The organism is Brevibacterium sp. Lmc1 (assembly GCF_057654315.1).
Genome location: NZ_CM172803.1, coordinates 2,364,905 through 2,389,507, shown reverse-complemented (window position 1 = coordinate 2,389,507; position 24,603 = coordinate 2,364,905). Strand labels below are relative to the sequence as shown.

At 65.4% G+C, this 24,603-nt stretch carries 20 protein-coding genes; 14 read left to right on the top strand and 6 right to left on the bottom strand.

Going from position 1 to position 24,603, the window contains the following annotated elements; all coding sequences use genetic code 11:
* Positions 1–227 precede the first annotated feature (227 nt).
* Together AC239G_RS10730 and AC239G_RS10725 are read left to right on the top strand one after the other, a co-directional pair.
* The gene (locus tag AC239G_RS10730; RefSeq protein WP_139469810.1) at positions 228–2,000 is read left to right on the top strand and encodes an N-acetylmuramoyl-L-alanine amidase; all 1,773 of its coding nucleotides are present in this window, start codon (positions 228–230) and stop codon (positions 1,998–2,000) included.
* A gap of 28 nt (positions 2,001–2,028) precedes the next feature.
* On the top strand, positions 2,029–2,703 hold the full coding sequence (locus AC239G_RS10725; RefSeq protein ID WP_172169848.1) for an NAD(P)-dependent oxidoreductase: 675 nt from the start codon (positions 2,029–2,031) through the stop codon (positions 2,701–2,703).
* 10 nt (positions 2,704–2,713) lie between these two features.
* Here AC239G_RS10725 and AC239G_RS10720 read toward each other — a convergent pair whose 3' ends face one another.
* Positions 2,714–3,289: a hypothetical protein gene (locus AC239G_RS10720; RefSeq protein WP_172169845.1), complete on the bottom strand. Its 576-nt coding sequence runs from the start codon at positions 3,287–3,289 to the stop codon at positions 2,714–2,716.
* A gap of 31 nt (positions 3,290–3,320) precedes the next feature.
* A complete protein-coding gene (locus AC239G_RS10715) occupies positions 3,321–4,163 on the bottom strand; it encodes a L,D-transpeptidase family protein (RefSeq protein WP_487488806.1) in 843 nt (280 codons plus the stop codon).
* Between the two features lie 60 nt (positions 4,164–4,223).
* Here AC239G_RS10715 and AC239G_RS10710 point away from each other — a divergent pair, with 60 nt between their 5' ends.
* From AC239G_RS10710 to AC239G_RS10695, 4 genes are all read left to right on the top strand, one after another.
* Positions 4,224–5,519 carry a DUF6636 domain-containing protein gene (locus AC239G_RS10710; RefSeq protein ID WP_216656723.1) on the top strand — a complete coding sequence of 432 codons (1,296 nt, stop codon included), beginning with the start codon at positions 4,224–4,226 and terminating at the stop codon, positions 5,517–5,519.
* Between the two features lie 193 nt (positions 5,520–5,712).
* On the top strand, positions 5,713–7,476 hold the full coding sequence (gene leuA / locus AC239G_RS10705; protein ID WP_139908170.1) for a 2-isopropylmalate synthase: 1,764 nt from the start codon (positions 5,713–5,715) through the stop codon (positions 7,474–7,476).
* Between the two features lie 78 nt (positions 7,477–7,554).
* Complete coding sequence (recO, locus tag AC239G_RS10700) at positions 7,555–8,283, top strand: DNA repair protein RecO (protein WP_139469816.1); 729 nt, start codon at positions 7,555–7,557, stop codon at positions 8,281–8,283.
* On the top strand, positions 8,280–9,056 hold the full coding sequence (locus AC239G_RS10695; RefSeq protein WP_139469817.1) for an isoprenyl transferase: 777 nt from the start codon (positions 8,280–8,282) through the stop codon (positions 9,054–9,056). The genes recO and AC239G_RS10695 overlap by 4 nt, the downstream gene beginning before the upstream one ends.
* A gap of 183 nt (positions 9,057–9,239) precedes the next feature.
* On the opposite strand, the gene AC239G_RS10690 is transcribed toward AC239G_RS10695, so the two are convergent.
* Positions 9,240–11,045 carry a DEAD/DEAH box helicase gene (locus AC239G_RS10690; RefSeq protein WP_482400354.1) on the bottom strand — a complete coding sequence of 602 codons (1,806 nt, stop codon included), beginning with the start codon at positions 11,043–11,045 and terminating at the stop codon, positions 9,240–9,242.
* Between the two features lie 383 nt (positions 11,046–11,428).
* Between AC239G_RS10690 and AC239G_RS10685 the strand changes: the two genes are divergently transcribed.
* Positions 11,429–12,811, top strand: a complete 1,383-nt coding sequence (locus AC239G_RS10685; RefSeq protein WP_139469819.1) for a glycine--tRNA ligase — start codon at positions 11,429–11,431, stop codon at positions 12,809–12,811.
* A gap of 164 nt (positions 12,812–12,975) precedes the next feature.
* A complete protein-coding gene (locus tag AC239G_RS10680) occupies positions 12,976–14,289 on the top strand; it encodes a YibE/F family protein (protein WP_180345675.1) in 1,314 nt (437 codons plus the stop codon).
* 79 nt (positions 14,290–14,368) lie between these two features.
* Here the strand turns inward: AC239G_RS10680 and AC239G_RS10675 are convergent, their stop codons facing one another.
* Entirely contained in the window at positions 14,369–15,760 is a 1,392-nt protein-coding gene (locus tag AC239G_RS10675; RefSeq protein WP_169252425.1) for an aspartate aminotransferase family protein, read from the bottom strand.
* Positions 15,757–16,242, bottom strand: a complete 486-nt coding sequence (locus AC239G_RS10670; protein WP_101547408.1) for an Lrp/AsnC family transcriptional regulator — start codon at positions 16,240–16,242, stop codon at positions 15,757–15,759. The genes AC239G_RS10675 and AC239G_RS10670 overlap by 4 nt, the downstream gene beginning before the upstream one ends.
* A 63-nt stretch (positions 16,243–16,305) precedes the next feature.
* Between AC239G_RS10670 and AC239G_RS10665 the strand changes: the two genes are divergently transcribed.
* Positions 16,306–16,659: a hypothetical protein gene (locus AC239G_RS10665; RefSeq protein WP_487488805.1), complete on the top strand. Its 354-nt coding sequence runs from the start codon at positions 16,306–16,308 to the stop codon at positions 16,657–16,659.
* A gap of 32 nt (positions 16,660–16,691) precedes the next feature.
* Positions 16,692–18,020 (top strand): M24 family metallopeptidase, encoded by a 1,329-nt coding sequence (locus tag AC239G_RS10660; protein ID WP_181270584.1) that lies wholly within the window; start codon positions 16,692–16,694, stop codon positions 18,018–18,020.
* A gap of 85 nt (positions 18,021–18,105) precedes the next feature.
* On the opposite strand, the gene AC239G_RS10655 is transcribed toward AC239G_RS10660, so the two are convergent.
* Positions 18,106–19,494: an L-lactate permease gene (locus AC239G_RS10655; RefSeq protein ID WP_487488804.1), complete on the bottom strand. Its 1,389-nt coding sequence runs from the start codon at positions 19,492–19,494 to the stop codon at positions 18,106–18,108.
* 60 nt (positions 19,495–19,554) lie between these two features.
* Between AC239G_RS10655 and AC239G_RS10650 the strand changes: the two genes are divergently transcribed.
* The 4 genes from AC239G_RS10650 (at position 19,555) to AC239G_RS10635 (ending at position 24,601) form a co-directional block, all read left to right on the top strand.
* Positions 19,555–20,103, top strand: a complete 549-nt coding sequence (locus AC239G_RS10650) for a helix-turn-helix domain-containing protein (protein ID WP_172169819.1) — start codon at positions 19,555–19,557, stop codon at positions 20,101–20,103.
* A 234-nt stretch (positions 20,104–20,337) separates the two neighbouring features.
* Positions 20,338–22,014 carry an ATP-binding cassette domain-containing protein gene (locus tag AC239G_RS10645; RefSeq protein ID WP_487488803.1) on the top strand — a complete coding sequence of 559 codons (1,677 nt, stop codon included), beginning with the start codon at positions 20,338–20,340 and terminating at the stop codon, positions 22,012–22,014.
* A gap of 89 nt (positions 22,015–22,103) precedes the next feature.
* Positions 22,104–23,291 (top strand): tRNA dihydrouridine synthase DusB, encoded by a 1,188-nt coding sequence (dusB, locus tag AC239G_RS10640; RefSeq protein ID WP_139467394.1) that lies wholly within the window; start codon positions 22,104–22,106, stop codon positions 23,289–23,291.
* Between the two features lie 2 nt (positions 23,292–23,293).
* Positions 23,294–24,601, top strand: coding sequence for a deoxyguanosinetriphosphate triphosphohydrolase (locus AC239G_RS10635; RefSeq protein ID WP_139467393.1), 1,308 nt, complete (start codon positions 23,294–23,296; stop codon positions 24,599–24,601).
* Positions 24,602–24,603: the final 2 nt, after the last annotated feature.

Genomic DNA, 24,603 nt, shown 5'->3' with positions numbered 1-24,603 from the left:
GGCTGTCGGAGCGGGCAGTGTGACATCGCCGTGTCCGAAGGAGGTGAAATTCTGAATAGAACTTGCGAGTCACCTTCACAGAAACTGGCAATGCCATTAATCTGTGCATCAGTGTCGCAGGAGTGCTGCGACGCTGCGGCGCCGACAAGGCAGTGTCGACGGCGACGCGAACCCATTGGCGTCCGTGATAACCAGAAGGCGGACAGACTGCAGAGGAAGCAGCCCCGATGAAACCGATCCGACTTGTCACCCCCGCACTGGCTGCGGTGCTCACCGTGTCGATGATGACCGGTGGTCCCGCGCTCGCCGCCGAAGCGCCATCGCTCGGCGACAGCGGCTCACCGTCACTCGACGGCGGGGGCCAGCCGCAGCCCGCGCCGACGAAGGAATCATCCGATTCGGATACACCGACGGAGCCTGCAGCGACCAAGACAGCGGACTCCGCGGACGCTCCCCAGGTGAGCCGGAACGCAGGATCGACGACGAAGACGTATTCGGCCACTCCGGCAAAGGTCACAGCACTCAAACTCAAAGACTCCGAAGTCAATGTCATCGGAGCCAAGTGGACGGGAGACGACCCACGTCTCGAACTTCGCTACCGCGACTCCGGCGGCTGGTCCTCGTGGGAGACCCTGCCGGCCGACGACGGTGCCGGCCCTGACCGTTCCTCGGCTGAGGGCAAACAGGTCCCCGCAGCGGCTCAGGAACGACGGACAGAAGCCGTGCCCGTGGTCGACTCCACCTCGGTGGAGATCCGTGCGACAGCGAAGAACGCCGACACGAACGACCTCGCAGTGACCAACGTCGCAAGCCCCGTCACCGGCGCCGACGCGGCCGCAGTGAAGAAGCCCGCCTCGGTCACCGCACAGAAGGCGACAGCGCAGGTGTCCCACCACGAGCTGAGGGCGAACATCGTCACCCGCCGCGAATGGGGCGCCGACGAGAAGCTCGTCCGCTGCACCACCGACAAGACGTCGACTTCGAAGGGCGTCTTCATCCACCACACCGCCGGATCGAACTCCTATACGAAGGCACAGGCCCCGGGCATCATCCGCGGCTACCTCGCGTACCACACGAAAGAACGAGGCTGGTGCGACCTCGGGTACAACTTCCTCGTCGACAAATACGGAACCATCTACGAGGGCCGTGCCGACAGCATCGATCTGTCTGTGACCGGAGCCCACGCCTCCGGATTCAACTCGTACACGATCGGCATCAGCGTGCTGGGCACCTACACAGGGTCCGCGCCGAGCACGGCAGCCCAGAATTCGGTCAAGCGGCTCATCGCGTGGAAGGCCAACCAGTACGCCTTCAACCCGACGGGAAAGATGACGCTCACCTCCGGCGGAGGAAGCACGAGCCGGTATCCCGAAGGCAGGAAGGTCAGCCTCAATGTGGTCTCCGGCCACCGGGACACGAGCTACACCGCCTGCCCGGGAAATGCCTTCTACTCCCGACTCGGATCGATCCGGTCCGGTGCGAAGTCGATGCAGTCCGATGTCGGTGGTTATCCGGTGAAGGGAGCCATCGGCACGTACTACCGGTCGCACTCCGCGCAGACGGGCGAGGCCCGCAGCCTCGAAGGGAAGCTGTCCAATCCGAACGGCGCCTATCAGCGCTTCGCCAAGGGCACCGTGTACTGGTCGTCGAAGACAGGGGCGCACCTGAACAAGGGCGGAATCCGCAACGGGTACAAGCGCGCCGGATACACCAAGGGCTTCCTCGGCTACCCCAGCAGCGATGAGAAGACCTTCAAATACCGCAAGAGCGCCTACTACCAGAACTACGAGAACGGGATGATCACGTGGTCGTCGGCGACGAAGGGACAGCCGATGCGCGGCGAGATGCTCAAGAAGTGGAAGTCCCTCGGCTGGGAACGCAGCAAGCTCGGACTGCCGAAGACGGACCAGTTCTCCTCGGCGGGCAAGATCCGTCAGAACTTCGAGCACGGGTACATGACCTACACGAAGAGTCAGGGCGTCAAGGTCTATCTCACCTGACCGAACGCAGGGGACATAGACTCGCCTCATGCACATCCTCCTCTTCGGCGCCTCCGGTCACGTCGGCACCGGGCTCGCCCAGCAGCTCAGTCCGCAGCACAGAGTCACCGGCATCGTCCGCCGCACTCCGGACACGGAGACGGCATACGAACCGGTGACTGTGCCGGACTGGGTGGACGAGCCGGAGGCGGTCACCTCGGCGCTCGCCTCCAGAGACCTGCCGCCGGTCGATGCCGTCATCGCCGCCATCGGCGGGTGGTACATCGACGAACCGGTGCTCGACCGAGGTCTGGAGAAGTTCGATGCGGACTATGACTCATACCTGCGCGGGCACTTCACAGCCTGTGCGATCTCGCAGTCCCTGGCCACCGACCGGACGAGCGCGATCCGGGGAATCGTCCACCTGGCGCTCAACGGCGTCGCCAGCGTCGAAGCGCTGGCCGGGTCAGGGGCGATCAGCGTCTTCGGCGCCGCGCAGAAGATGCTCATCGAAGTCGCCGCAGCGGAATCGACGAGCGTGGCCTTCCGCGAGCTGCGGATCATGGCTCCGATCGGCGGCGATGATCGCAATGATCTGTCCGGGGGAGTCGAAACCGTCCATCTCACCGAGGTGGCCGACGGTATCACCGCGATCCTTGACTCACCCGATCGCTTCGGGGTGAGCACCGAGATCCACGCGAACGCTGGGACCTCTGCCGGCTGACTGCTTCGACTCAGGCGCGGGTGTAGCGGAGGAAGACCTGGTCGTCCTCGGTGCGCACATCGATGAGGCGCAGATCGATCTCGGCCTCGAGCCCGGAGAAGTGGCTGCCGGGAGTGCGGATATAGCAAGGGCTCACGCTCAGATGCAGTTCCGCGCCCGGATAATGCTCGAGCAGGCGAAACGCGAGATTCGGACCCGACTCGCACAGCAGCACCGCCGCATCGGTCGGTGCCGATTCGGGGGAGGGGGCCGTCGGCAGCGAGGCAGCCACCTCGGTGATCGTTTCTGCTGTGAAGTGCTGGGCACGATAGTCGAGGCCGCGGGCGTCGAGCTCGCTCTGCAGGGCCGTCGGATCGGACTCGGTGAGCACGTAGACGGGGGTGTGCTCCAGCGTTTTGCCTGCGGCGTTGATGACGGGCAGCTGCGGATTCAGCGCGGTGCGGCGGTCGACGATGATCGCATTCGCGCTGCGTCGCAGGGCGAGGAAGCGCCGGAAGTCGGCGTCCGTGGACACCCCGGTCGACCAGCCGTTCTCGGCGAAGGATCCGTTGATCGACTGGACGAGGGAGAGGATGAGACGGCGCACGGGTTCCTGCTCTTCTGCTTCTTCGGCTCTGCTATTTCTTGACTTCGGGTGCCGGCCCCATAGCGATGCGCGGGTGAGCGTCCGGATCGATGGTGCGCATGATCCACTTGAGGTCCGCCTCGTCGAGGGTGACGCAGCCGTTCGTGCCGGAATCGTGGTCGAGGTGCAGCCAGATTCCGCCGCCCTTGTCCCAGCCCATCGGTCGGGTCTTGTCCGTCGGGGGAGTGCCGGGTCTGCGGTTGTAGTCGATGGCGATGATGTAGTCGAAGACCGATTCGTAGTCCGCCCCGTAGGCCACCGTCGCCGAGGAGGGCAGACGATTGTCTTGGGTGTACGGCAGGTCGGTGCCCGGGTTCGCCTTGAAACCGCCCGCGTCGCTGAGTGTGAACACTCCGATCGGGGTGGTCTTATCGCCCTCGCGGCGATCCTTCAGCCATCCTTTGGAGCCGTTGTGGGTGTCGAAGGTCTTGAGCTTCTTCCATTTCCTGTCCGTGAACTCATAGAAGCTCAGGCTCGACTTCTCCGAAGCGGCTGTCGGCGAGGTCGCGACGAGGACCTGCGAGGTCTCTGCCGGGATCTGGTCGGTGAACTCCTTCGCCAGACCGGGGACAGGGACGGGGTGGACCGGTCCGGTCGCCTCGGTGGCGGGCTGATCGGATGCAGTCGAATCCGAGTCGGCGCCGGTGGGGGAGTCCTGGGCCGGGGCTGCGAAATCACCGAAGCTCGTCTGCTGTGCCGGAGCGGCGAAACCGGCGGACTCGGCCGCCGAGGGATCGTCCGTGCCGTCGTCGGCATCGGCGCCGCAGGCGGTCACCAGCAGAGCGCAGGCGAGAAGCGCGGGCACTCCCGCGCGCCGGAGGACTCCATCGGACATGAGGTCATCATCTCACGAAGCATGAGAACTCGCCGGTAGCGACTATGCGAAAATGACACCATGAGCATTCCACCTGTGCCGAACCATCCTCCGCGCCCCGGGCGTCGGAAGCCGGCCGAGGAGTCTCCGGAGTCGATCACAACCCAGTTGTTCATCGGCGAGGATGAGTCCGCGGCCGCTGATGGCTCCACCCAAGCACTCACTCCCGCAGAACTGCAGAGGCTGCGGTCGATGGTCGAATCCGACGGCACCGATGCCACCGAGGTGCTCAGCCTCGAAGAGCTGCGCGGACTGGCCGCCGCCGATGGATATCAGACGGGAGGGCTGCCGGCCGCGCCGCGCAAGGTGAACTCCGACGATATCGCCGCTGCGGAGGCTCCCTCGGCTCCGAAGCAGTGGAACCCGCTGCCCGGCTCGCAGCCGGCGCCTGCGGACGCGCACCGGGCCGAGCCGCATTCGCAGCAGCCCGAATCACACCCGCATCAGGGAGATCCTCAGCCGCACCAGGGGCAGTGGGGCGGAGAGTTCGGTGCTTCCGGTCATGCCGCAGCATCTCAGCCGCAGGCTGCCGGGCCGGTGCAGTCGCCGGCGGGACCCGATCATGCACAGCCCGGCCCCGGTCGCCCCGCGGGGCCCGGATACGGGCAGGCGGGCCACGCTCCCGCGTACAGCGGTGCCTATGCCGCCGGCTATGCGCCGGGCGGACCTGCCGGTCCCGGAGGACCCGGAGGACCGGGAGGACCGGGAGGGCCGGGAGGACCCGGCGGACCGGGGAATCCCGGCGGCCCGCACGACCCCTATGGTCGGCGAAATGATACGAAGAAGGTCCCCGCGTGGCTGTGGGTGCTCGCTGCCATCGCGCTCATCCTCGCCCTCGGCATCGTCGGCTATATCGTCTGGGACTCCACCCAGGGTGACGACACCACCACCGTGGGACCCACGGACGAACCGTCGATCGGTCAGACCGATGATCCCGAGCCGTCCGATTCGGGCAGCTCGAAGGCTCCCGTCGCCGAAGAGACCTTCACATCCCCGTCGGGGAATATCGCCTGCACCATCGACTCCGAACGAGTGCGCTGCGTGATCAAGGACTACGAGTACTCACCACCGGAGAAGCCCGACGACTGCAAGCTCGACGACTGGGGCTCCATCGTCGTGGCGAACAAGGAAGGCTCAGGCTTCTCCTGCGTCGAGGCTCCCGAGAGCAACGGCCCGGCACGTGTCCTCGGCTACGGGGATTCGATCTCCGCGGCGGGGATGACCTGCACCTCCAGCGAAGAGGGCATGACCTGCAAATCCGACGACACCGGAGTCGGATTCAACGTCCGCCGCGCCTCGGTCGACTTCCTCAAGTAGGAGCCCGGAGCCGCGTCGGCGATCTTAGGATGTGGACGGGATTCGGACGGATCGCGGAAGGGGGACTACGGTGATCGTGTGGCTCATAGGTTCCTCCTCCTTCCTTGCCGCGACGAGTCCTGAACGGACAGCACGCTCGTCGCGGAGTCCTCGTATGCTGGTCAAGCGCTGAGAAACTTAAGTTAGAGGAACAATGAAACTGCAGAAGCCTTCTCCCATGCCGTTCGGCAAGTACAAGTCTTTCCAGGACCGCATCGCGCTGGATATGCGCGATCGCACCTGGCCCGACCAGATCATCAGCAAGGCGCCTCGCTGGCTGAGCACCGACCTGCGCGACGGCAACCAAGCGCTCATCGATCCGATGACCCCGGACCGCAAACGCAAGATGTTCGATCTGCTCGTCAAGCTCGGTTTCAAGGAGATCGAGGTCGGGTTCCCGGCCGCCAGCCAGGTCGACTTCGATTTCGTCCGCGAGATCATCGAACAGGACGCGATTCCCGATGACGTCCGGATCTCCGTGCTCACGCAGGCTCGTGAGGACCTCATCGAACGCACTGTCGAATCCCTCGTCGGCGCGAAGATGCCCACCGTGCACCTCTACAACGCAACCGCGCCGGTCTTCCGCAAGGTCGTCTTCGGCTTCGACGGAGACGGCTTCGACCAGACTCGCGATATCGCATTGCAGGGCACTCAGGCCGTGATGAAGCACGCCGAGACTCTGCTGTCCGACGCGGACTTCGGCTACCAGTATTCGCCGGAGATCTTCGTCGACACCGAACCCGAGTTCGCCCTCGACATCGTCGGCAGCGTCCTCGACATGTGGCAGCCGGCAGCCGGCCGCGAGACCGTCGTCAACCTGCCGGCCACGGTCGAACGCGGCACACCGAACACCTACGCGGACCAGATCGAATGGTTCTGCCGCAATATGCCCTACCGCGACGAAGTGGCCGTGTCCCTGCACCCGCACAACGACCGGGGCACCGGCGTGGCCGCTGCGGAGATGGGAATGATGGCCGGCGCCGACCGCATCGAAGGCTGCCTGTTCGGCAACGGTGAGCGCACCGGCAACCTCGATCTCGTCACCGTCGCTCTCAACCTGTACACGCAGGGCATCGACCCGGAGCTCGACTTCTCCGATATCGACGAGGTCATCCACACCGTCACCGAATGCAACCAGATCGGTGTCCACGAACGTCACCCCTACGGAGGCGACCTCGTCTTCACCTCGTTCTCGGGCTCGCACCAGGACGCGATCAACAAAGCCTTCGCCGATCGTGAGAAGAAGGCGCACGCCCAGGGCACCCCCGTCGACCTCATGGAATGGGACATGCCCTACCTGCCGGTCGACCCGAAGGACCTCGGCCGCAGCTACGAGGCGATCATCCGTGTGAACTCGCAGTCCGGCAAGGGCGGAGTGACCTACCTGCTCAAGAGCGAGTACGGACTCGACCTGCCGCGTCGGATGCAGGTCGAATTCTCCCGCGCCGTGCAGCAGCACACCGAAGCCGGCGGCGAGGTCACCGCCGAGGAGATCCGCCGCATCTTCAACTACGAATACCTGCCCGCCGAAGATCCCGAGAAGGCCTGGGGCCGCTTTCAGATCGTCGGTCTGCGCACCGAATCGGGCAATGTCGACGGTGCCGGCTCGTCGGCGGAGCGCATCGAGGTCGACCTCATCGTCGACGGTCAGGAACGCACCTACGAAGGGCGCGGCAACGGACCGATCGACGCGCTGGTGAAGATCCTCATCGACCAGTTCGACGTCGACGTGCGACTCCAGGACTACTCCGAGCACGCCATCGGCTCCGGCGCTGACACCAACGCCGCAGCCTATGTCGAACTCGCCGTCGAAGACCGCGTCGTCTGGGGCGCCGGTCTGCACCCGAACATCACGAAGGCCTCGCTCAAGGCCGTCGTCTCAGCCGTCAACCGTGCGGCTCGCGACCGCCAGAGCTGAGGCTGCGCGGTCGATCTCACAGAAGTCGCTTAAGCGCGGCGGGGTGATTCCCCGCCGCGCTTAAGCGATAATGGGCGGGTGCACAACTATCGTGATGAAGGCATCGTGCTCCAGGGGCACAAACTCGGCGAAGCCGACCGCATCGTCACCGTGCTCACTCGCAGCCACGGCCTCGTCCGCGCCGTCGCGAAGGGGGTGCGCCGGACGAAATCGCGGTTCGGCTCCCGCCTCGAACCCTTTATGCTCGTCGACCTGCAATGCCATGTCGGGCGCAGCCTCGACATCGTCACCCAGGTCGAACTCGTCGAACCCTTCGCCCGCGGAATCGCCACGGACTTCGATGTCTATTCGGCCGCCTCGGTGATGGCCGAAACGGCGCGCAGCATCACCGAAGCCGAACCCCAGTCCCGCACGCATTTCCTCCTCCTCGTCTCTGCCATCCGTTCGCTGTGCAACCGCGAACACCCGCCGAGGCTGTCCCTCGATGCGTACCTGCTGCGCGCGATGTCCGTGGCCGGGTGGGCACCGAGCCTGCTCGACTGCGCCCAGTGCGGGAATCCCGGACCCCACCGCGCGTTCTCCGCAGCCTTGGGCGGGGCCGTGTGCACGAACTGTCGCCCCTCCGGTGCCGCGCTGCCCGACACCGATGCGCTCGAACATATGGCCGCGCTCCTGTCCGGCGACTGGGAGCGTGCCGAGGCCTCCGACCTGCACGATCAGATCGACGGGTCGAAGCTGGTCTCGGACTGGGTGTCCTGGCACCTCGAGCGCAATATCCGATCACTGAGAATTCTGGAGAGCACATGAGCTACCCCGCACCACCGGCCCACCCCAGCGGAGCGAGACCTCCGCGCATCGACGCGAAGTTCGTGCCCCGGCACGTCGCGATCGTCATGGACGGCAACGGTCGGTGGGCGAATCAGCGGGGGCTGCCGCGCACGGAAGGGCACAGAGCCGGGGAAGCTTCGCTGCTCGACGTCATCCACGGTGCGATCGAGGTCGGCGTGGACTATCTGTCGGCGTATGCGTTCTCGACGGAGAACTGGAAGCGCTCACCCGAAGAGGTGCGCTTCCTCATGGGGTTCAACCGTGATGTCATCCGCCGCCGTCGCGATGAGCTCAACGCCCTGGGCGTGCGGATCGTGTGGTCCGGCCGGCGCGGACGGCTGTGGCGTTCGGTCATCGACGAACTCGAGACCGCCGCGGAGATGACGAAGAACAACACCGGTCTCGTGCTCCAGTTCTGCGTGAACTACGGCGGACGCTCCGAGATCGTCGACGCGATCAATGAGATCACCGCCGAGGTGGCCGCCGGGAAGCTCAAACCCGGCAAGGTCTCGGAGAAGACCGTCCGCTCCCGCCTCTACGCACCCATCGTGCCCGACGTCGACCTGTTCATGCGGTCCTCGGGGGAGCAGCGGACCTCGAACTTCCTGCTCTGGCAGTCAGCCTATGCCGAGATGGTCTTCCAGGATGTGCTGTGGCCCGATGTCGATCGGCGCACCCTGTGGGCGGCGATCGAAGAGTACGCCCGCCGCGACCGTCGCTTCGGCGGCGCCGTCGACACGCCTACGGCCTGACGCGAAGGCTGAGGACTGAGTCGCAGCTTCCACGGGCTTCTGAGGCTCGGCCGGCCCGTTCCACTCTGCTGACGACGAGGGCCCCGCAGCATCTTGCTGCGGGGCCCTCGTCATGGTTTCGGCCGGATCGGCGCTTCACCGTTCTCACGACTCCGGGGGAGTCACGGTCATGACACGATCGGTTCAGTAGTGGTCGCGGGAGCGGTCGCCGCGTCCGCCGAACTTCTTGCCGCCGCCTCGGCGATCACCGCGGAAGTTGCGGCCGTCACCGGGCTGCTTGTCGAAGTTGCGCTTCTTGAACGGGCGTCCCGGGCGACCGGAATCCGGACGGATATCGATGGGCCGGCCCTGGATCTCGGTGTGGGAGAGCTTGCGCAGCACCGACGGGTCGAGGTCCTTGGGCAGGTCGACGAGCGTGTGGTTCGAACGGATGTCGATATGGCCGATCTGCTTCGAGGTGATTCCACCTTCGTTCGCGATCGCACCGACGACGGCGCCCGGCTGCAGGCGCTCGTTTCGTCCCAGGGCCAGACGGTAGGTCGTCATGTTCTCATCACGGGCACGTCCGCCACGGCCCGGACGGCCGCCGTCACGACCGCCGTCGCGGTCACGGTCTCGTCCCTGACGACGTGCCGGTTCGGGCATCGGCTCGGCCTTGAGCGTATTCGACTCGAGGACGAGGGACGCCAGCGCGGCGGCGATGTTCGAGGCCGGCACATCACGGGAGAGCGAGTACGCCTCGATGACGTCGGTGAGTTCGGACAGTTCGGTCTGCGCGAGCACATCGTCGATGCGCTTCGTGAACTTGTCGACGCGAGTGTTCGTCAGCTCTTCGACGCTGGGCAGGGTCAGCGGTTCGACCTTCTGCTTCGTGGCGCGCTCGATGGAGCCGAGCATGCGCTGCTCGCGCGGAGTGACGAAGAGGATCGCCTCACCGGAGCGTCCGGCACGACCGGTGCGGCCGATGCGGTGGACGTAGGATTCGGTGTCGTGCGGGATGTCGTAGTTGACGACGAGCGTGATGCGCTCGACGTCGAGACCGCGGGCGGCCACATCGGTGGCGACGAGGATGTCGATCTTCGCCTCGCGCAGCATGTCGATCGTGCGCTCACGTGCCTGCTGCGGGATGTCGCCGTTGATCGCGGCGGTCTTGAACCCGCGGGCACGCAGCTTCTCGGCCAGCTCCTCGGTGGCCTGCTTGGTACGCACGAACATGATGATGCCCTCGTACTCCTCGACCTCGAGGATCCGGGTCAGCGCATCGAGCTTGTGCGAGTGCTGAACCATGAAGTAGCGCTGGCGGATGTTCGCGCCGGTCTGCGACTTCGCAGCGATCCGGACTTCCTTCGGGTCGTCCAGGTACTTGCCGGTGATCCGGTGGATCGAGGACGGCATGGTGGCAGAGAACAGTGCCACCTGACGGTCGGGACCGACCTGGCTGAAGATCTCTTCGATGTCTTCGGCGAAGCCCATCTTGAGCATCTCGTCGGCCTCATCGAGGATGAGGTGCTTGAGGCTGCCGAGTTTGAGCGATCCCTTCTTGAGGTGGTCGATGACGCGACCGGGGGTGCCGACGACGACCTGCGCGCCACGGCGCAGACCGGCCAGCTGCGGGCCGTAGGCCTGACCTCCGTAGATCGGGAGCACGGAGAAGTCGGACAGTTCCGTGGCGTAGGAGGTGAACGCCTCGGCGACCTGGATCGCGAGTTCGCGGGTGGGGGTGAGTACGAGGGCGAACGGGCCGTGGTCGGCGCGCCCCGCCTCGGCGAGGTCGGACAGGGCCGGCAGGGCGAAAGCCGCGGTCTTGCCGGTTCCGGTCTGGGCCAGACCGATGACGTCACGGCCCGACAGGAGGGTCGGGATCGTCTCGGCCTGGATGGGGGTGGGGATCTCGTAGCCCTGCGCCTCTACGGCCTTGAGCACGAGCGGGTGGAGTCCCAGTTCGGAGAATCTCGGAGTGGTTTCGTCGTTTGCGGACACATCGGTCATGAGTGATCTCTCTCACGTCGGCACACACTTGATCGCAGATGACTGTAGTGGCGATCTACCCTGCGGCCGCTTGTGCAATCATCGTGAGCAATCCGGGCCGAAACCGTAGAGATCCAAGAACTCGCTTGGACAGACGTGAAGACGTCGGTACGGAGAAAGGTTTGGGTGTACCCCAAGTCTACATGCCACACCCTCGCCGAGGCGGTCCCGGAGTGGGAATCCGAGTGTGAGATCAGTCGCCTCCGGTGGTCTCCTGCCGTTGCCGAGGTCGGGTGTCAGGGAGGGTCGGGTCGGCGTTGAGGAAGCGAAGGCGTGACCAGTTAGGCTGGTACCTGCGAGCCACGGCAGCCGGCCGTCGGCGAACTGAAACAAGGAGAGAACTAGTGGCACAGTCCAAGTTGGATGCCGTCATCGCCCTGGCCAAGCGCAGAGGATTCGTCTTCCAAGCAGGAGAGATCTACGGCGGTTCCCGCTCGGCATGGGACTACGGGCCCTTGGGTGTGGAGCTCAAGGACAATATCAAGGCCCAGTGGTGGCAGCAGTTCGTGCGCGGTCGCGAAGACGTCGTCGGCCTCGACTCCTCGATCATCCTGCCCAAGCGCGTCTGGGAAGCCTCCGGCCACGTCGCCACCTTCGTCGATCCTCTCGTCGAGTGCCTCAACTGCCACAAGCGCCACCGCGAGGACCACCTCGTCGAGGCGTATGAGGCGAAGAACAAGAAGGCTCCGGAGAACGGCATGGCCGATATCGTCTGCCCCGACTGCGGAACCCGCGGTCAGTGGACCGAGCCGCAGGAGTTCTCCGGTCTGGTCAAGACCTTCCTCGGACCCGTCGACTCCGAAGCCGGGCTCCACTACCTGCGTCCGGAGACCGCGCAGGGCATCTTCGTGAACTTCAACAATGTGCTCACCGCCGCCAGGAAGAAGCCGCCGTTCGGCATCGGCCAGATCGGCAAGGCCTTCCGCAACGAGATCACCCCCGGCAACTTCATCTTCCGCACCCGTGAGTTCGAGCAGATGGAGATCGAGTACTTCGTCCACCCGGACGAGGCCGATGACTACTACAAGCAGTGGGTCGAAGACTGCTGGTCCTGGTTCCTCGATCTCGGCATCTCCGAAGACAACGTCCGCCGCCTCGACGTTCCCGCCGAGGACCGTGCGCACTATTCGGCGGGCACCATCGACATCGAATACCGCTTCGGCTTCCAGGGGTCCGAGTGGGGCGAGCTGATGGGTGTGGCCAACCGCACCGACTACGACCTCGGCACTCACACGGAGGTCTCGGGGGCGAAGCTGCAGTACTTCGACCAGGCCAGCGGAGACCGCTACACCCCATATGTCATCGAACCCTCCTTCGGCCTGACCCGGTCGATGATGGCCTTCCTCGTCGAGGCCTACAGCGAGGACGAGGCGCCGAACACGAAGGGCGGCGTCGACAAGCGCGTCGTGCTCAAGCTTGATCCGCGTCTGGCCCCGGTCAAGGCTGCGGTGCTGCCGTTGAGCCGCAACGAGAAGCTGACACCGGCGGCGAAGGATCTCGCTGCGACGCTGCGTCGACGCTGGAACATCGACTTCGATGATGCCGGTGCCATCGGCCGTCGCTACCGTCGCCAGGACGAGATCGGAACGCCGCTGTGCATCACCGTCGACTTCGACACCCTCGATGATCAGGCAGTGACGATTCGCAAGCGTGATGACATGAGCCAGGAGCGCGTGAGCATCGATCAGGTGGAGAACTACCTGGCCGACCACCTCGCCGGAGCCTGACCCCAATTACTACCTGACGGCGGCCCAGCAACCTGGCGCCAGGTTGCTGGGCCGCCGTCAGGTAGTTCTGGGCTGGCTGCCTCGGTGAGCACCAGCCGCCATTCCGCCCTGGTCGACCGCCCCGCATCTGTCCGGTCAGCCGTCCCTGAAGGATCGCCATGCATATGACGTCCACACACGAACCGAAGGCCTCGCCGAAGGTTCGTCTGATCATGCTCGCCTGCCTCATCCCGCTCATCGTCGTCACGATCGCCGGACTCTTCGTACTGTGGCCGTCGGGACCCGACAAGGATCTGCCCGGTGGCGGGCCGACGACGAACACGGCCGAGGGGACCACCGACACGAAGGTCACCGTCACCGCCGTCGACGCTTCGGACTGCGACCCTGGGGAGACGGACCCGATGGTCCGCGCCGACTGCACGACATACACCGTGGAGGCGGACGGGCAGGAAGGCAGCCTCTACGTCACCCCCGACGCTGTCAAGGCCGGCGTCGATGTCGGAGACACGATCAAGGTCCTCGACTTCACGAAGTCACCGGACCGGGCGGAGATGGGCACCGACTACGTGTTCATCGATTTCGACCGGAACGTGCCGATGCTCGCCCTGGCGATCATCTACGGGATCGTCGTCCTCCTCGTCGCCGGTCTGCGCGGACTGCGCGCACTCATCGGACTCGGCTTCGCCGGTGCCGTGCTGTTCGTCTTCATGCTTCCGGCGATGCTCGACGGCAAACCGCCGGTGCTGGTGGCGATGGTCTCGGCGAGCCTGATCATGGTCATCGCGCTCTACCTGGCACACGGAATCTCGACGCGGACGTCGACGGCGCTGTTCGGAACGGTGCTCGGCATCGTCATCACGGGCATCCTGGGTGCGTGGATGACGTCCTGGGCGAATCTGGGCATCGCCTATTCGGAGGACGGGTATCTGCTTGTCGATACGACCGATCTGGGGATGACCGACATCATCGTGTGCGCGATCCTCATCACCGGACTCGGAGTGCTCAATGACGTCACGATCACACAGGCTTCGGCGGTGTGGGAGCTGGCAGCCGCTGCCCCGGAGATGAAGCCCGGTCAGCTGTTCTCCCGGGCGATGCGCATCGGGCGTGACCACATCGCCTCGACCGTCTATACGATCACGTTCGCGTATGTGGGCTCGGCGCTGATGACGCTCATCATCGTCTCCGCGCACGATCAGCCGCTGTTCGACACGTTCACACTCGGAGACATGTCGGTCGAGGTGGTGAGCATCCTCGTGTGCTCGATCGGTCTGGTCATCGCGATTCCGCTGACGACCGGACTCGGTGTCCTCGTGGTGAAATCGGGAGTGCGACCGCCGAGGCGGACCACCGGATCCGCTGCTGCGCCCGGCACGATCACGGCTGCAGACCCAGGCACGATCACGGCGGCGGACCCCGCCGAGGAGCGGCCGCCGATGACCCGTCGCGAGGCCCGTGAACGCGACCAGAACCGCTGAACTTAGCCCCGGAACTACCTGACGGCGGCCCAGCAACCTCGCGCGAGGTTGCTGGGCCGCCGTCAGGTAGCAATTGGGGTCAGAACATTGTCCAGGCTTCCTGCAGGACGCCGCGGATGATCTGCTCCATCTCGTCGAACTCGTTCTGACCGACGGTCAGCGGAGGCGAGAGTTGGATGACCGGGTCGCCGCGGTCGTCGGCGCGGCAGTACAGACCGCTGTCGTACATCTTCGCCGACACGAAGTTCTTGAGGATCCGCTCGGACTCCTCTTCGGTGAACGATTCCTTCGTGTCCTTGTCCTTGACGAGTTCGATTCCGTAGAAGAATCCCTCACCGCGGACGTCGCCGACGATCGGCAGGTCCTTGAGCTTCTCGAGCGTGAACTTGAACGCCGCAGCATTCTCGTGCACGTGGTCGTTGAGCTTCTCCTCTTCGAAGACGTCGAAGTTCGCCATCGCCGCGGCACAGGCGACGGGGTGACCGCCGAAGGTGTAGCCGTGGTAGAAGGTCTCGTCTCCGCCGGGGCCGAAGGGCTCGAAGAGCCGATCGGAGGCGATCATCGCACCCAGCGGTGCATACCCGGAGGTGATGCCCTTGGCCGAGGTGATGATGTCGGGAACATAGCCGAAGTCGTTGCAGGCGAACATGTCGCCGATGCGGCCGTAGGCGCAGATCGTTTCGTCCGAGACCAGCAGCACATCGTACTCGTCGCAGATCTCGCGGACCCGCTCGAAGTATCCGGGAGGCGGCGGGAAGCAGCCGCCGGAGTTCTGCACGGGCTCGAGGAAGACGGCGGCCACGGAGTCGGCACCTTCGAACTCGATGGCCTCACCGATGCGATCGGCGGCCCAGCGGCCGAAGGCCTTCTCATCGTGGGCGAGGTGCTCAGGTGCCCGGTAGAAGTTCGTGTTCGGCACCTTGTGCGCACCGGGGACCAGCGGAGCGAACTGCTCCCGCAGACCCGGCAGCGAGGTCACCGACAGCGCACCGTGCGGCGTGCCGTGGTAGGCGGTCGCCCGCGAGATGATCTTGTGCTTGCCGGGTTTGCCGACGAGCTTGAAGTAGTTCTTCGCCAGCTTCATCGCCGACTCGACCGAGTCGCCGCCGCCGGATGTGAGGAAGACCCGGTTGAGATCGCCCGGCGCATAGCTGGCCAGACGTTCCGAGACCTCGATCGCCTGCGGGTGGGCGTACGACCACAGCGGCATGAACGGCAGCTTGAGCGTCTGGTCATACATCGCCTTCGCGATCTGCTCACGACCGTGCCCCACCTGAACGGTGAACAGGCCGGCGAGGCCGTCGAGGTACTTCTTGCCCTTGTCGTCGAAGATGTGGTGACCCTCGCCGCGTACGATGACCGGCGCCTCACCACCGTTGAACAGTGCTTGGTGTGGTGACATGTGCATCCACACGTTGTTGCGGATGGCATCCTGATAAGGAGTGCCGGCCCTGGTGACATTGTCTGTCATCGCGTCCCCCAGTTGTATTTCTGCTTTTCGAGTGAGAGGTACATGAAGAGCTCCGTATCCACGACGGCATCGATCGAGCGGAGCTCCTCATTGACGAACTCGATCAGATGCCGATCCGATTCACACACGATCTCGACCAGGAGGTCGAACGAACCGGCGGTGACGACGAGGTAGTCGATCTCGTCGTAGTCGTGCAGCTTCTCGGCGACCGCGGAGATGTCCCCGCGGACCTTGAGCCCCACCATCGCCTGCCGCGCGAATCCCAGACTCAGCGGGTCGGTCACGGCGACGATCTCCATGACACCCGAATCGATGAGCCGCGACACCCGCTGGCGCACGGCGGCCTCGGACAGGCCGACGGACTTGCCGATGGCCGAATAGGATTTCCTTCCGTCGTGTTGCAGCTCGACGATGATCGCCTTAGATTTCTCGTCGAGATTCCCCAGTCGGGAACCGCTGCCGTTCGGCAGAAGCGGGTCCATTCTTCACCTCCGTGATGTGCGTCTCAGAACAATCTATCACCGAATCTGCTGAAATGCGCTGTTGTGTATGCGAATTCAGTCGAAACTGAAAATGTTTGGTTCTGGATTCGTCAATATCGCCGAGGCGGCCGACGGGTATCCATGTCGAGTGCCGTTTCCGCGACGCCCGGATCCGCCGCCGTCGTCCACCTGAAACCGCAGTTTGCCGACCGTCTGAAACTGCAACTCGCCGACCACCCGAATCGGTCGTTCGTCGACCGCCCGAAATCGTCGTTCGCGGATCACTGGGGCGGCCGCTCGGCGGTCGCCCGGATCCCTGTTGCGAAGGACTGCGAACCGCCGTTGCGAAAGCCCGCCGATCCCCGCGGGTGCGCGGATCGGCAGACCGCCGACAACACGCGCATCGACAGTGATTGACAGTATGTGAGCGAGATCACCACACTGGGATCATGAATGAGGGTGAGCTGTTCTACGGCGGCGATGACAATCGCCCGGATGTGCACGGGATGCGTCCCGGAGCCGAGCAGGGGCAGGCCGGCAAAGAGGTCAAGGCGCGCCCGCAGCCGGTTCCCGGCGAAGTCGATACGATCGGTGCGAACGAACTGTCGTTCAGCGCCGAGGAGTACCTCGGGCGGATCGCCTCGGTGCGCAACCGCATGCTCGACCAGGGCCTGGCCGCGCTCATCGTCACCGACCCGGCGAACATCTACTATCTCACCGGCTACAACGCGTGGTCGTTCTACACCCCGCAGCTGCTCTTCGTGCCGTCGTCGGGACCGATGACGCTGTTCATGCGCGATATGGACGCACGGGGAGCCTCGCATACCTCCTGGCTGCCGCCCGAGGACATCGTCGGCTATCCCGAACGCTATGTGCAGCGTCCGCATATCCACCCCTTCGACTGGGTCGCCTTCGCACTGCGCCAGCGGTGGGAGGTCGCCCGTGCCTCGACTTCTCCGGTCGGGGTGGAGATGGATTCGCATTTCTTCTCCCCGCGAGCCTTCCGGGCCCTGGTCAACGGCGTGCCCGAATGGCGCCTCGTCGACTCGTTCGAACTCGTCAACTGGATCCGCGCGGTCAAGTCTCCGGCGGAGATCGCGCTCATGCGCAAGGCCGCAAAGGTGACCACCGCCGCCATGGACGCGGCACTGGGCACGATCGGCGTCGGCGTCGGCCAGAACGAAGTGGCGGCCGCGATCTCCGAAGCCCAGACCCGAGGAGGCGACGGAGTCTGGGGCGACTATCCTTCGATCGTCCCGCTCATGCCCACCGGAGAAAGCGCGGACACCCCGCATCTGAGCTGGACCGATCGGAAGTTCGAACGCGACGAATCGGTGAGCATCGAACTCGCCGGAGTCCACCGCCGCTACCATGTTCCGCTGGCCCGCACCGCGGTGACCGGGCGACCGAAGCAGGAGCTCGTCCGCCTCGAGGGCGTGGTCGCCGAGGCGCTGTCCGCGGTCCTCGACGTCGCCGCACCCGAGGTGCCCACCGCGGAACTCGCCCGCACCTGGAATCGCGTGCTCGCCCTGTCGGGACTGGAGAAACCCAGTCGCCTGGGGTACTCGATCGGGATCGGCTACCCTCCCGACTGGGGCGAGCGGACGATCTCGATCCGCACCGAGGACGACCAGATCCTCGAGGCGGGAATGACCTTCCACCTCATCGGCGGAATGTGGATGAACGGCTACGGAATCGAGCTCTCGGAACCGGTGCTCATCACCGACACCGGCTGCGAACCGTTCACCCATTTCCCGCGTGAGATCATCCGCGTCTGAGGCGTTCCGCGGCCGCCCCTCGGGCACAGCCCGCCCGCCTCAGCAGTCTCCGTCCGCATCCCCGAGCCGAACTCGCCGGCGACGATCAGACGAAGAACTGGATCCACAGGCCGAGGGCAAGGGCGTTGATCCCCGCCACCGCGAGTGCTCGGCCCTGCACCCAGGAGATGTCCTTCGCCGAGGCGGCCACCGATGAATCGGCGATCTGCACAGCCATCGCCACCCGTGGGGGAGCGGCGAGAGCGGCCAGCGATCCTGCCGCGTTTCCGGCCGCGACGACCGGCAGGGCCGAAACATGCGATGATGCGGCGGCCGCGGTCAGAGTGCCGGTGAACATCGAGTTCGCTCCAGTGTTCGACCCGGTGAGCACCGCTCCGATGGAATTCAGCCAGGGAGTCAGCAGAATGAGCCCGGCCGGCAGCAGGGAACCGATCGCCTCGCTCATCCCCGTCGTCGTCATGATCCAACCCATGAGCATGAATGCGGCGGTGCCGACGCCGATGGGAACCCAGGAACGCACGGCCGCAACCGTGACATCGCGTCTGCCGGCGACGGTGATGGCAGCGATGAGACAGGCGGCGGCCAGCCAGAACGGGGGAGAGGCGATGATCTGCGTGAAGGTCGACGGCAGCGCGGCATGCAGGGCCCGTGCCAACAGCAGGCCCACCGTGAGCACCCCGTAGGGAAGAACGGCCACGCCGAGGCGGCGCGTGAGCCCCGTGGCTCTCTTGCGGATCATGAACAGCGCACCGACGAGGAGGATGACGATCAGCGATCCGATGATTCCCGACGGGGCCATGCCGATGACGGAGCTGGAGGCGAGGATCCCCGCCCACAGGAGTGCGCCGGCGCCGATGATCCCCAGCGCCGAGGCGGCGGACGGTCGCATGATCGCGACCACGGCAATCGCGACGATGATGACCGGAATCGCGTTGATCCACGCCGTGGCCAGACCGAGCTCGTCGACGTCCAGTCCGGCCAGCGCCGCTGCGACGGTGGTGCCCGGTCCCAGGGCACCCCACGGCACCGCGATGAGACCGAGGAGGCCGAGGATCGCGGACTGCCGCAGGGTGCAGCCGAGATGACGGAGGATCGGCACCCCGACGGTGACGCCGATGCCGAAGCCGGTGACCGATTCCGCGAAGGGCACGATGCCGAACACGACGAGCGCGACCCCGAGCGGGCGCCCCGGTGACAGCGACTCGACCCAGGACGAGATCTGCGACATCGACCCTGCGGACTCGAGCAGGCGGGCGAGCAGCATGCCGAAGAGCAGGATGAGCGCGACCTCGAGGATGAGCGGAAAGTAGTCGATCCCCGATTCCACCAACACCGAGGCGGGGGTGGGGAAGACGAAGGCGACGAGACCGGCCGCGAGCACGGCGCCGGCGAGAGCGGCGACCCAGGAACTCTGTTTGAGCAGGAGCAGAACGATGGCAATGAGGATCGGTGTGAGAGCCAGCACTGCCGCCATGGGTGAAGTTTCCTTTGTGAGATATGATTCTATGATCCAAGAATAGAATATGATGCTCCAATGGCGAAAGAAGAGGATCTCGGCGCACGTGTCTTCGGCGCCCGCATCAGAGCCCGGCGCAAGTACAACAACCTCACCCTCAATGAGCTCGCGGTGAGGGCGGGGCTGTCCCGCGCCGCTCTGTCGAAGATCGAACGAGGCGAGCAGGACACATCGGTATCGAACGCCATGGGTCTCTCCCGCGCCCTCGGCGTCGACGTCGGCGAGCTGCTGGCCGCTCCGGAAGTCACGATCACCCGCAGTGAGGCGATCCCCACGACCTCGACCTTCGGCAAGGGGGTCTGGCGGCGGGATCTGCCTTCGGCGATCGAGAACATGGATGTCGTGCACTACCGCCTCGACCCGCGCAGCGAGACCTCGGCCTTCGCCGCCCACCGCAGCGGGTCACGTGAGAGCTTCTTCGTCCTCAAGGGCAGCATCGAGGTCGTCACCATCGACCGCCGCACGACCCTGCACGCCGGTGACTGCGCCCAGGCTCCCGGTGACGTTCCGCACCAATTGGCCAACCCTCACGACGAGCCCGCCGAACTCATGCTCATCATCATCTGAACCTGCCTGACCCCTTATTGCTACCTGACGGCGGCCTCGCAACCTCGCGCGAGGTTGCTGGGCCGCCGTCAGGTAGCAATAAGGGGTGGTGTTGACCGGGCGAGCTGCCTCGGCGATCATTGTTATGTTCCATTTCCGTTCAAGGACGTCTCTGCTGTGAAGTGAATCCTCATACCGTGACTTGCGGGTGCCACGGGCCCGCAGCGCTTCTGCGTACACGAAATGAGGACCCTCATGCCTGCAGCAATCACTGTGTCCGAACTGGACTACCGCCTCGGCGACGATACCGAGATCTTCTCCCGACTCACCGCCACTGTCCCTGCCGACCTCGTCGGACTCGTCGGCGACAACGGAATCGGCAAATCCACCTTCGCCCGCATCCTCGCCGGTCGGCTGAGTGCCTCGTCAGGAACCGTCACAGGTGCCGATGGCGCCGTCTACATCGACCAGCTGCTGCCGCATTCGACGCAGCGGGTCGATGCCGCGCTGGACATCGCCCCCGTCCGACAAGCGCTGGGCCGCGCCCTGGCCGGAGAGGCGACGGGGGCCGACTTCGACCTCATCGGCGACGATTGGGATATCGAAGAGCGAGCCCTGGCGGCGCTGTCCGAACTCGGTCTGCAGCTGAGTGTCAGCGATCTCGATCGGAGTCTGAGCAGCTTCTCCGGTGGACAGGCCACACGCATCGGACTGGCCCGAGCGGCACTGGTCGGTGACACCTGGCTGATCCTCGACGAGCCGAGCAACAACCTCGACGAGGACGGACGGACTCTGCTGACGACGCTGCTCACCGACCGACGCGGACCGACCCTGGTCATCTCCCACGACCGCACGCTGCTGTCGCATATGACCTCGATCATCGAGATGACCGACCGGCTGCGGGTCTACGGAGGGAACTTCGACGACTACGAAGCCATGGTCGCCGCGGAGGAGGAGGCGAAGCAGCAGAAGGTCACGGATGCGAAGAAGTCCCACCAGGTCGAGAAGCGCCAACGGATCGAACTGGAGACGAAACTCGCTCGAGCCGACCGGAAGGCCAAGAAGGACAAAGAGAACAAACGTCGACCGAAGATCGTGATGAACGGGCTGACGAACTTCGCCGAGAAGTCCGCGGCCAAACGCCGCGGCGACAAAGCCGCCGACGAGGCGGCTGCCTGGGACGAGCTCACCAACGCCAAGGATGCGCTGCGCCGGTCCTCGAGCGTCCGCCTCGACCTGCAGGACACCCAGGTCCACGCGAGCAAACGGGTCCTCGAGATCTCCACGGCCGCCTCGGCGAGGTCCGAACGCCCCCAGACGATCGTCGGTCCCGAGCGGATCCGGCTGACCGGACCGAACGGGGCGGGCAAGTCGACCCTGTTGGCAGCGATCCTGGCGGCTGCCAACGGACAGGGCGGACAGGGCGGTGGCACGGGCGACACGGTCGAGGGACACGTCGGGGCCGAAACCGGTCCGCCGGTCGCTGAACTCTTCGGCGACCTCGCCATCACCGTCTCCGCGCCGACGGCTCATCTCGACCAGCAGTACCGACTGCCGGGGGAGCTCACGGTGATGGAGGCGGTGCGCGCGGGCAACCCGCAGCTCGACCCGCACCGCGTCCACGAGGTGCTCGCGGCCATGGGACTGCGCGCCGGACGCACCGACCAGATCTGTCAGACCCTGTCCGGAGGGGAGCGCTTCCGCGTCGCGTTGGCCTCAGGGCTCCTCCAGGACCCGGCTCCGCAGCTGCTCATCCTCGACGAACCGGGCAACAATCTCGACCTGTCATCGCTCGAGGCGCTGGTGACCGCTCTCGAAGGATTCGGCGGTGCCATGGTGATCGTCACCCACGACGACCGGCTCGCCGCCGAACTCTCCGTCGACACCGAATGGGACGTGCGGGAATTTCTGCGCACCGAAGCCGTTGACTGAGTTGAGACGAAAAGGACGAGCCGAGGCGGCGAAGCAGGCGGAAGAGGCAGACGAATGTGCGATTTTGACTTGACTGGGATAATGGTTGCGTGAGTGTCATCAGCCCTGCCTCAGAAACCGCATCCCCGAAGCCCGAAACAGCCCTGCGCATCGGGCCCATCGAGCTGTCCTCGCCCGTCGTGCTCGCGCCCATGGCCGGAATCACGAACACCGCCTTCCGCCGTCTGTGCCGCGAATACGGCGCCGGCCTGTACGTGACCGAAATGGTCACCACCCGGGCCCTGGTCGAGCGCAATCCGAAGACGATGCGCATCATTCACCACGAGCCCTATGAGACCCCACGCTCCGTCCAGCTCTACGGAGTCGATCCGGTGACCATGGGCCAGGCCGTGCGGATGCTCGTCGAAGAGGACCGCGCCGATCACATCGACCTCAACTTCGGCTGCCCCGTCCCCAAGGTCACCCGCAAGGGCGGCGGCTCCGCGCTGCCGTGGAAGCAGGACCTGTTCAAATCCATCGTCACCACGGCCGTCACCGAGGCGGCCCGCCGGGACGTGCCCGTGACCGTGAAGATGCGCAAAGGCATCGACGCCGACCACACGACCTTCCTCGACGCCGCCGAGACCGCGCGCAACGCCGGCGTCGCCGCCGTCGCACTGCACGGCCGCACCGCGGCCGATCTCTACTCGGGGACCGCGGACTGGGACGCGATCGCCCGGCTCAAGGACCACCTCGGCGACACCGTTCCGGTGCTCGGCAACGGTGATATCTTCGCCGCCGAGGATGCCCTGGACATGATGGCCAAGACCGGCTGCGACGGCGTCGTCATCGGGCGCGGCTGTCAGGGCCGGCCGTGGCTGTTCGGCGACCTCGCGAACGCGCTGAACGGCAGCGACGAACGCCACCGTCCCGGACTCGCCGAGGTGGCTCGTGCCGTGTACAAACACGGCGAATACCTCGTCGATCACTTCGAGGACGAATTCCTCGGCGTCCGTGACCTGCGCAAACACATCGCCTGGTACTTCAAGGGCTACCCCGTCGGGGGAGAGCTGCGCAGTCAGCTGGCCATGGTCTCCTCTCTCGAGGAACTCGCCGGACTGCTCGACCAGCTCGACAAGTCAGCGCCCTACCCGGGAGAAGCCGCCGAAGGGTCCCGCGGCCGCACCACCCGGCCGAAGAAACCGCACCTGCCCGAGGGGTGGTTGAACTCCCGCATCTTCGATCCCAGCGGGAAGTCGCTGCTGTCGGAGGCCGAACTCGACATCTCAGGAGGATGAGAATGCCCTTCGACACTCACCCGCACACCTCGGTGGGGACGGGGACCGTGGCGGTCTACTCGCCGTGGGACGAGGAGCGGTGGGTGAGCGAACCGGCGAAGAATCCGCGGCGCTCGGCTTTCCAGCGCGACCGTGCCCGCGTCCTCCACTCCTCGGGTCTGCGCCGCCTCGGCGCGAAGACCCAGGTCGTGTCCCCGGGCACGGACGATTTCGTCCGCACCCGTCTCACCCACTCCCTCGAGGTCGCCCAGGTCGGCCGCGAACTCGCCCGCTACCTCGGCTGCGATCCCGATATCGTTGACACCGCCTGCCTGTCCCACGATCTCGGACACCCTCCCTTCGGCCACCATGGTGAGACGATCCTCGATGCCCTGTGCGCAGACATCGGCGGCTTCGAGGGCAATGCCCAGACCCTGCGTCTGGTCACCCGGATCGAACCGAAGGTCATCGCCGATGACGGTCGCCCGGCCGGCCTCAACCTCTCCCGCGCGAGCCTCGATGCACTGACGAAGTACCCATGGCCCCGAGCCGAAGCCACGGCCGGTCGCCGTGACTCAGGGGTGCGCAAATTCGGTGTCTACGATGACGACCGGGCTGTCTTCGACTTCTACCGCGACGGCATCGACAACGGCCAGAAATGCATCGAAGCCCAGGTCATGGACTTGGCCGACGACATCTCCTATTCCGTCCACGATGTCGAGGACGCCATCGTCGCAGGCCATCTGGACCTTGCCGACTTCGCCGCCGATGAGCGGCGGGCCGAACTCTTCGACATCACCCGTCAGTGGTACCTGCCGGAAACCACAGATGCGGAGATGGACAAGGCACTCGGCCGACTGCAGGCCGCCGCCTACTGGCCCAAGGAGGCCTTCGACGGATCCCGACGTGCTCAGGCCGGCCTCAAACACATGACCAGTCAGCTCATCGGGCGCTTCGTCGGTGCCGCGGAATCCGCGACCCGTGAGGAGTTCGGCTGGGAGCCCCTCGCCCGATACTCGGCCTCGCTCGTCGTCCCCGAGGCGACCACCGTGGAGATCGCCGTGCTCAAAGGCATGGCCACGCTCACGGTCATGGTCGCCGAGGATCGACTGCGGCTGCATGACATCCAGGCGGCGGTCATCAACGAACTCGCCGAATGGTACTCGCAGTCACCGGACATGCTCGATCCGATGTTCCGCGCCGACCACGCCGAGGCCGCCGACGACTCCGCACGACTGCGCGTCATCGTCGACCAGATCGCCTCCCTGACCGACCATTCCGCCTGGGCCCTGTACCACCACCTCAACGCCGGAGCGGAGGATCGGCTCTAGAC

Excerpts from the sequence above, each read along its gene's own strand:
- AC239G_RS10730 (WP_139469810.1), top strand. The coding sequence starts at position 228 with ATGAAACCGATCCGACTTGTCACCCCCGCACTGGCTGCGGTGCTCACC.
- AC239G_RS10725 (WP_172169848.1), top strand. The coding sequence starts at position 2,029 with ATGCACATCCTCCTCTTCGGCGCCTCCGGTCACGTCGGCACCGGGCTC.
- AC239G_RS10715 (WP_487488806.1), bottom strand. The coding sequence starts at position 4,163 with ATGTCCGATGGAGTCCTCCGGCGCGCGGGAGTGCCCGCGCTTCTCGCC.
- AC239G_RS10710 (WP_216656723.1), top strand. The coding sequence starts at position 4,224 with ATGAGCATTCCACCTGTGCCGAACCATCCTCCGCGCCCCGGGCGTCGG.
- leuA (WP_139908170.1), top strand. The coding sequence starts at position 5,713 with ATGAAACTGCAGAAGCCTTCTCCCATGCCGTTCGGCAAGTACAAGTCT.
- AC239G_RS10695 (WP_139469817.1), top strand. The coding sequence starts at position 8,280 with ATGAGCTACCCCGCACCACCGGCCCACCCCAGCGGAGCGAGACCTCCG.
- AC239G_RS10690 (WP_482400354.1), bottom strand. The coding sequence starts at position 11,045 with ATGACCGATGTGTCCGCAAACGACGAAACCACTCCGAGATTCTCCGAA.
- AC239G_RS10680 (WP_180345675.1), top strand. The coding sequence starts at position 12,976 with ATGACGTCCACACACGAACCGAAGGCCTCGCCGAAGGTTCGTCTGATC.
- AC239G_RS10675 (WP_169252425.1), bottom strand. The coding sequence starts at position 15,760 with ATGACAGACAATGTCACCAGGGCCGGCACTCCTTATCAGGATGCCATC.
- AC239G_RS10670 (WP_101547408.1), bottom strand. The coding sequence starts at position 16,242 with ATGGACCCGCTTCTGCCGAACGGCAGCGGTTCCCGACTGGGGAATCTC.
- AC239G_RS10660 (WP_181270584.1), top strand. The coding sequence starts at position 16,692 with ATGAATGAGGGTGAGCTGTTCTACGGCGGCGATGACAATCGCCCGGAT.
- AC239G_RS10655 (WP_487488804.1), bottom strand. The coding sequence starts at position 19,494 with ATGGCGGCAGTGCTGGCTCTCACACCGATCCTCATTGCCATCGTTCTG.
- AC239G_RS10650 (WP_172169819.1), top strand. The coding sequence starts at position 19,555 with ATGGCGAAAGAAGAGGATCTCGGCGCACGTGTCTTCGGCGCCCGCATC.
- AC239G_RS10645 (WP_487488803.1), top strand. The coding sequence starts at position 20,338 with ATGCCTGCAGCAATCACTGTGTCCGAACTGGACTACCGCCTCGGCGAC.
- AC239G_RS10635 (WP_139467393.1), top strand. The coding sequence starts at position 23,294 with ATGCCCTTCGACACTCACCCGCACACCTCGGTGGGGACGGGGACCGTG.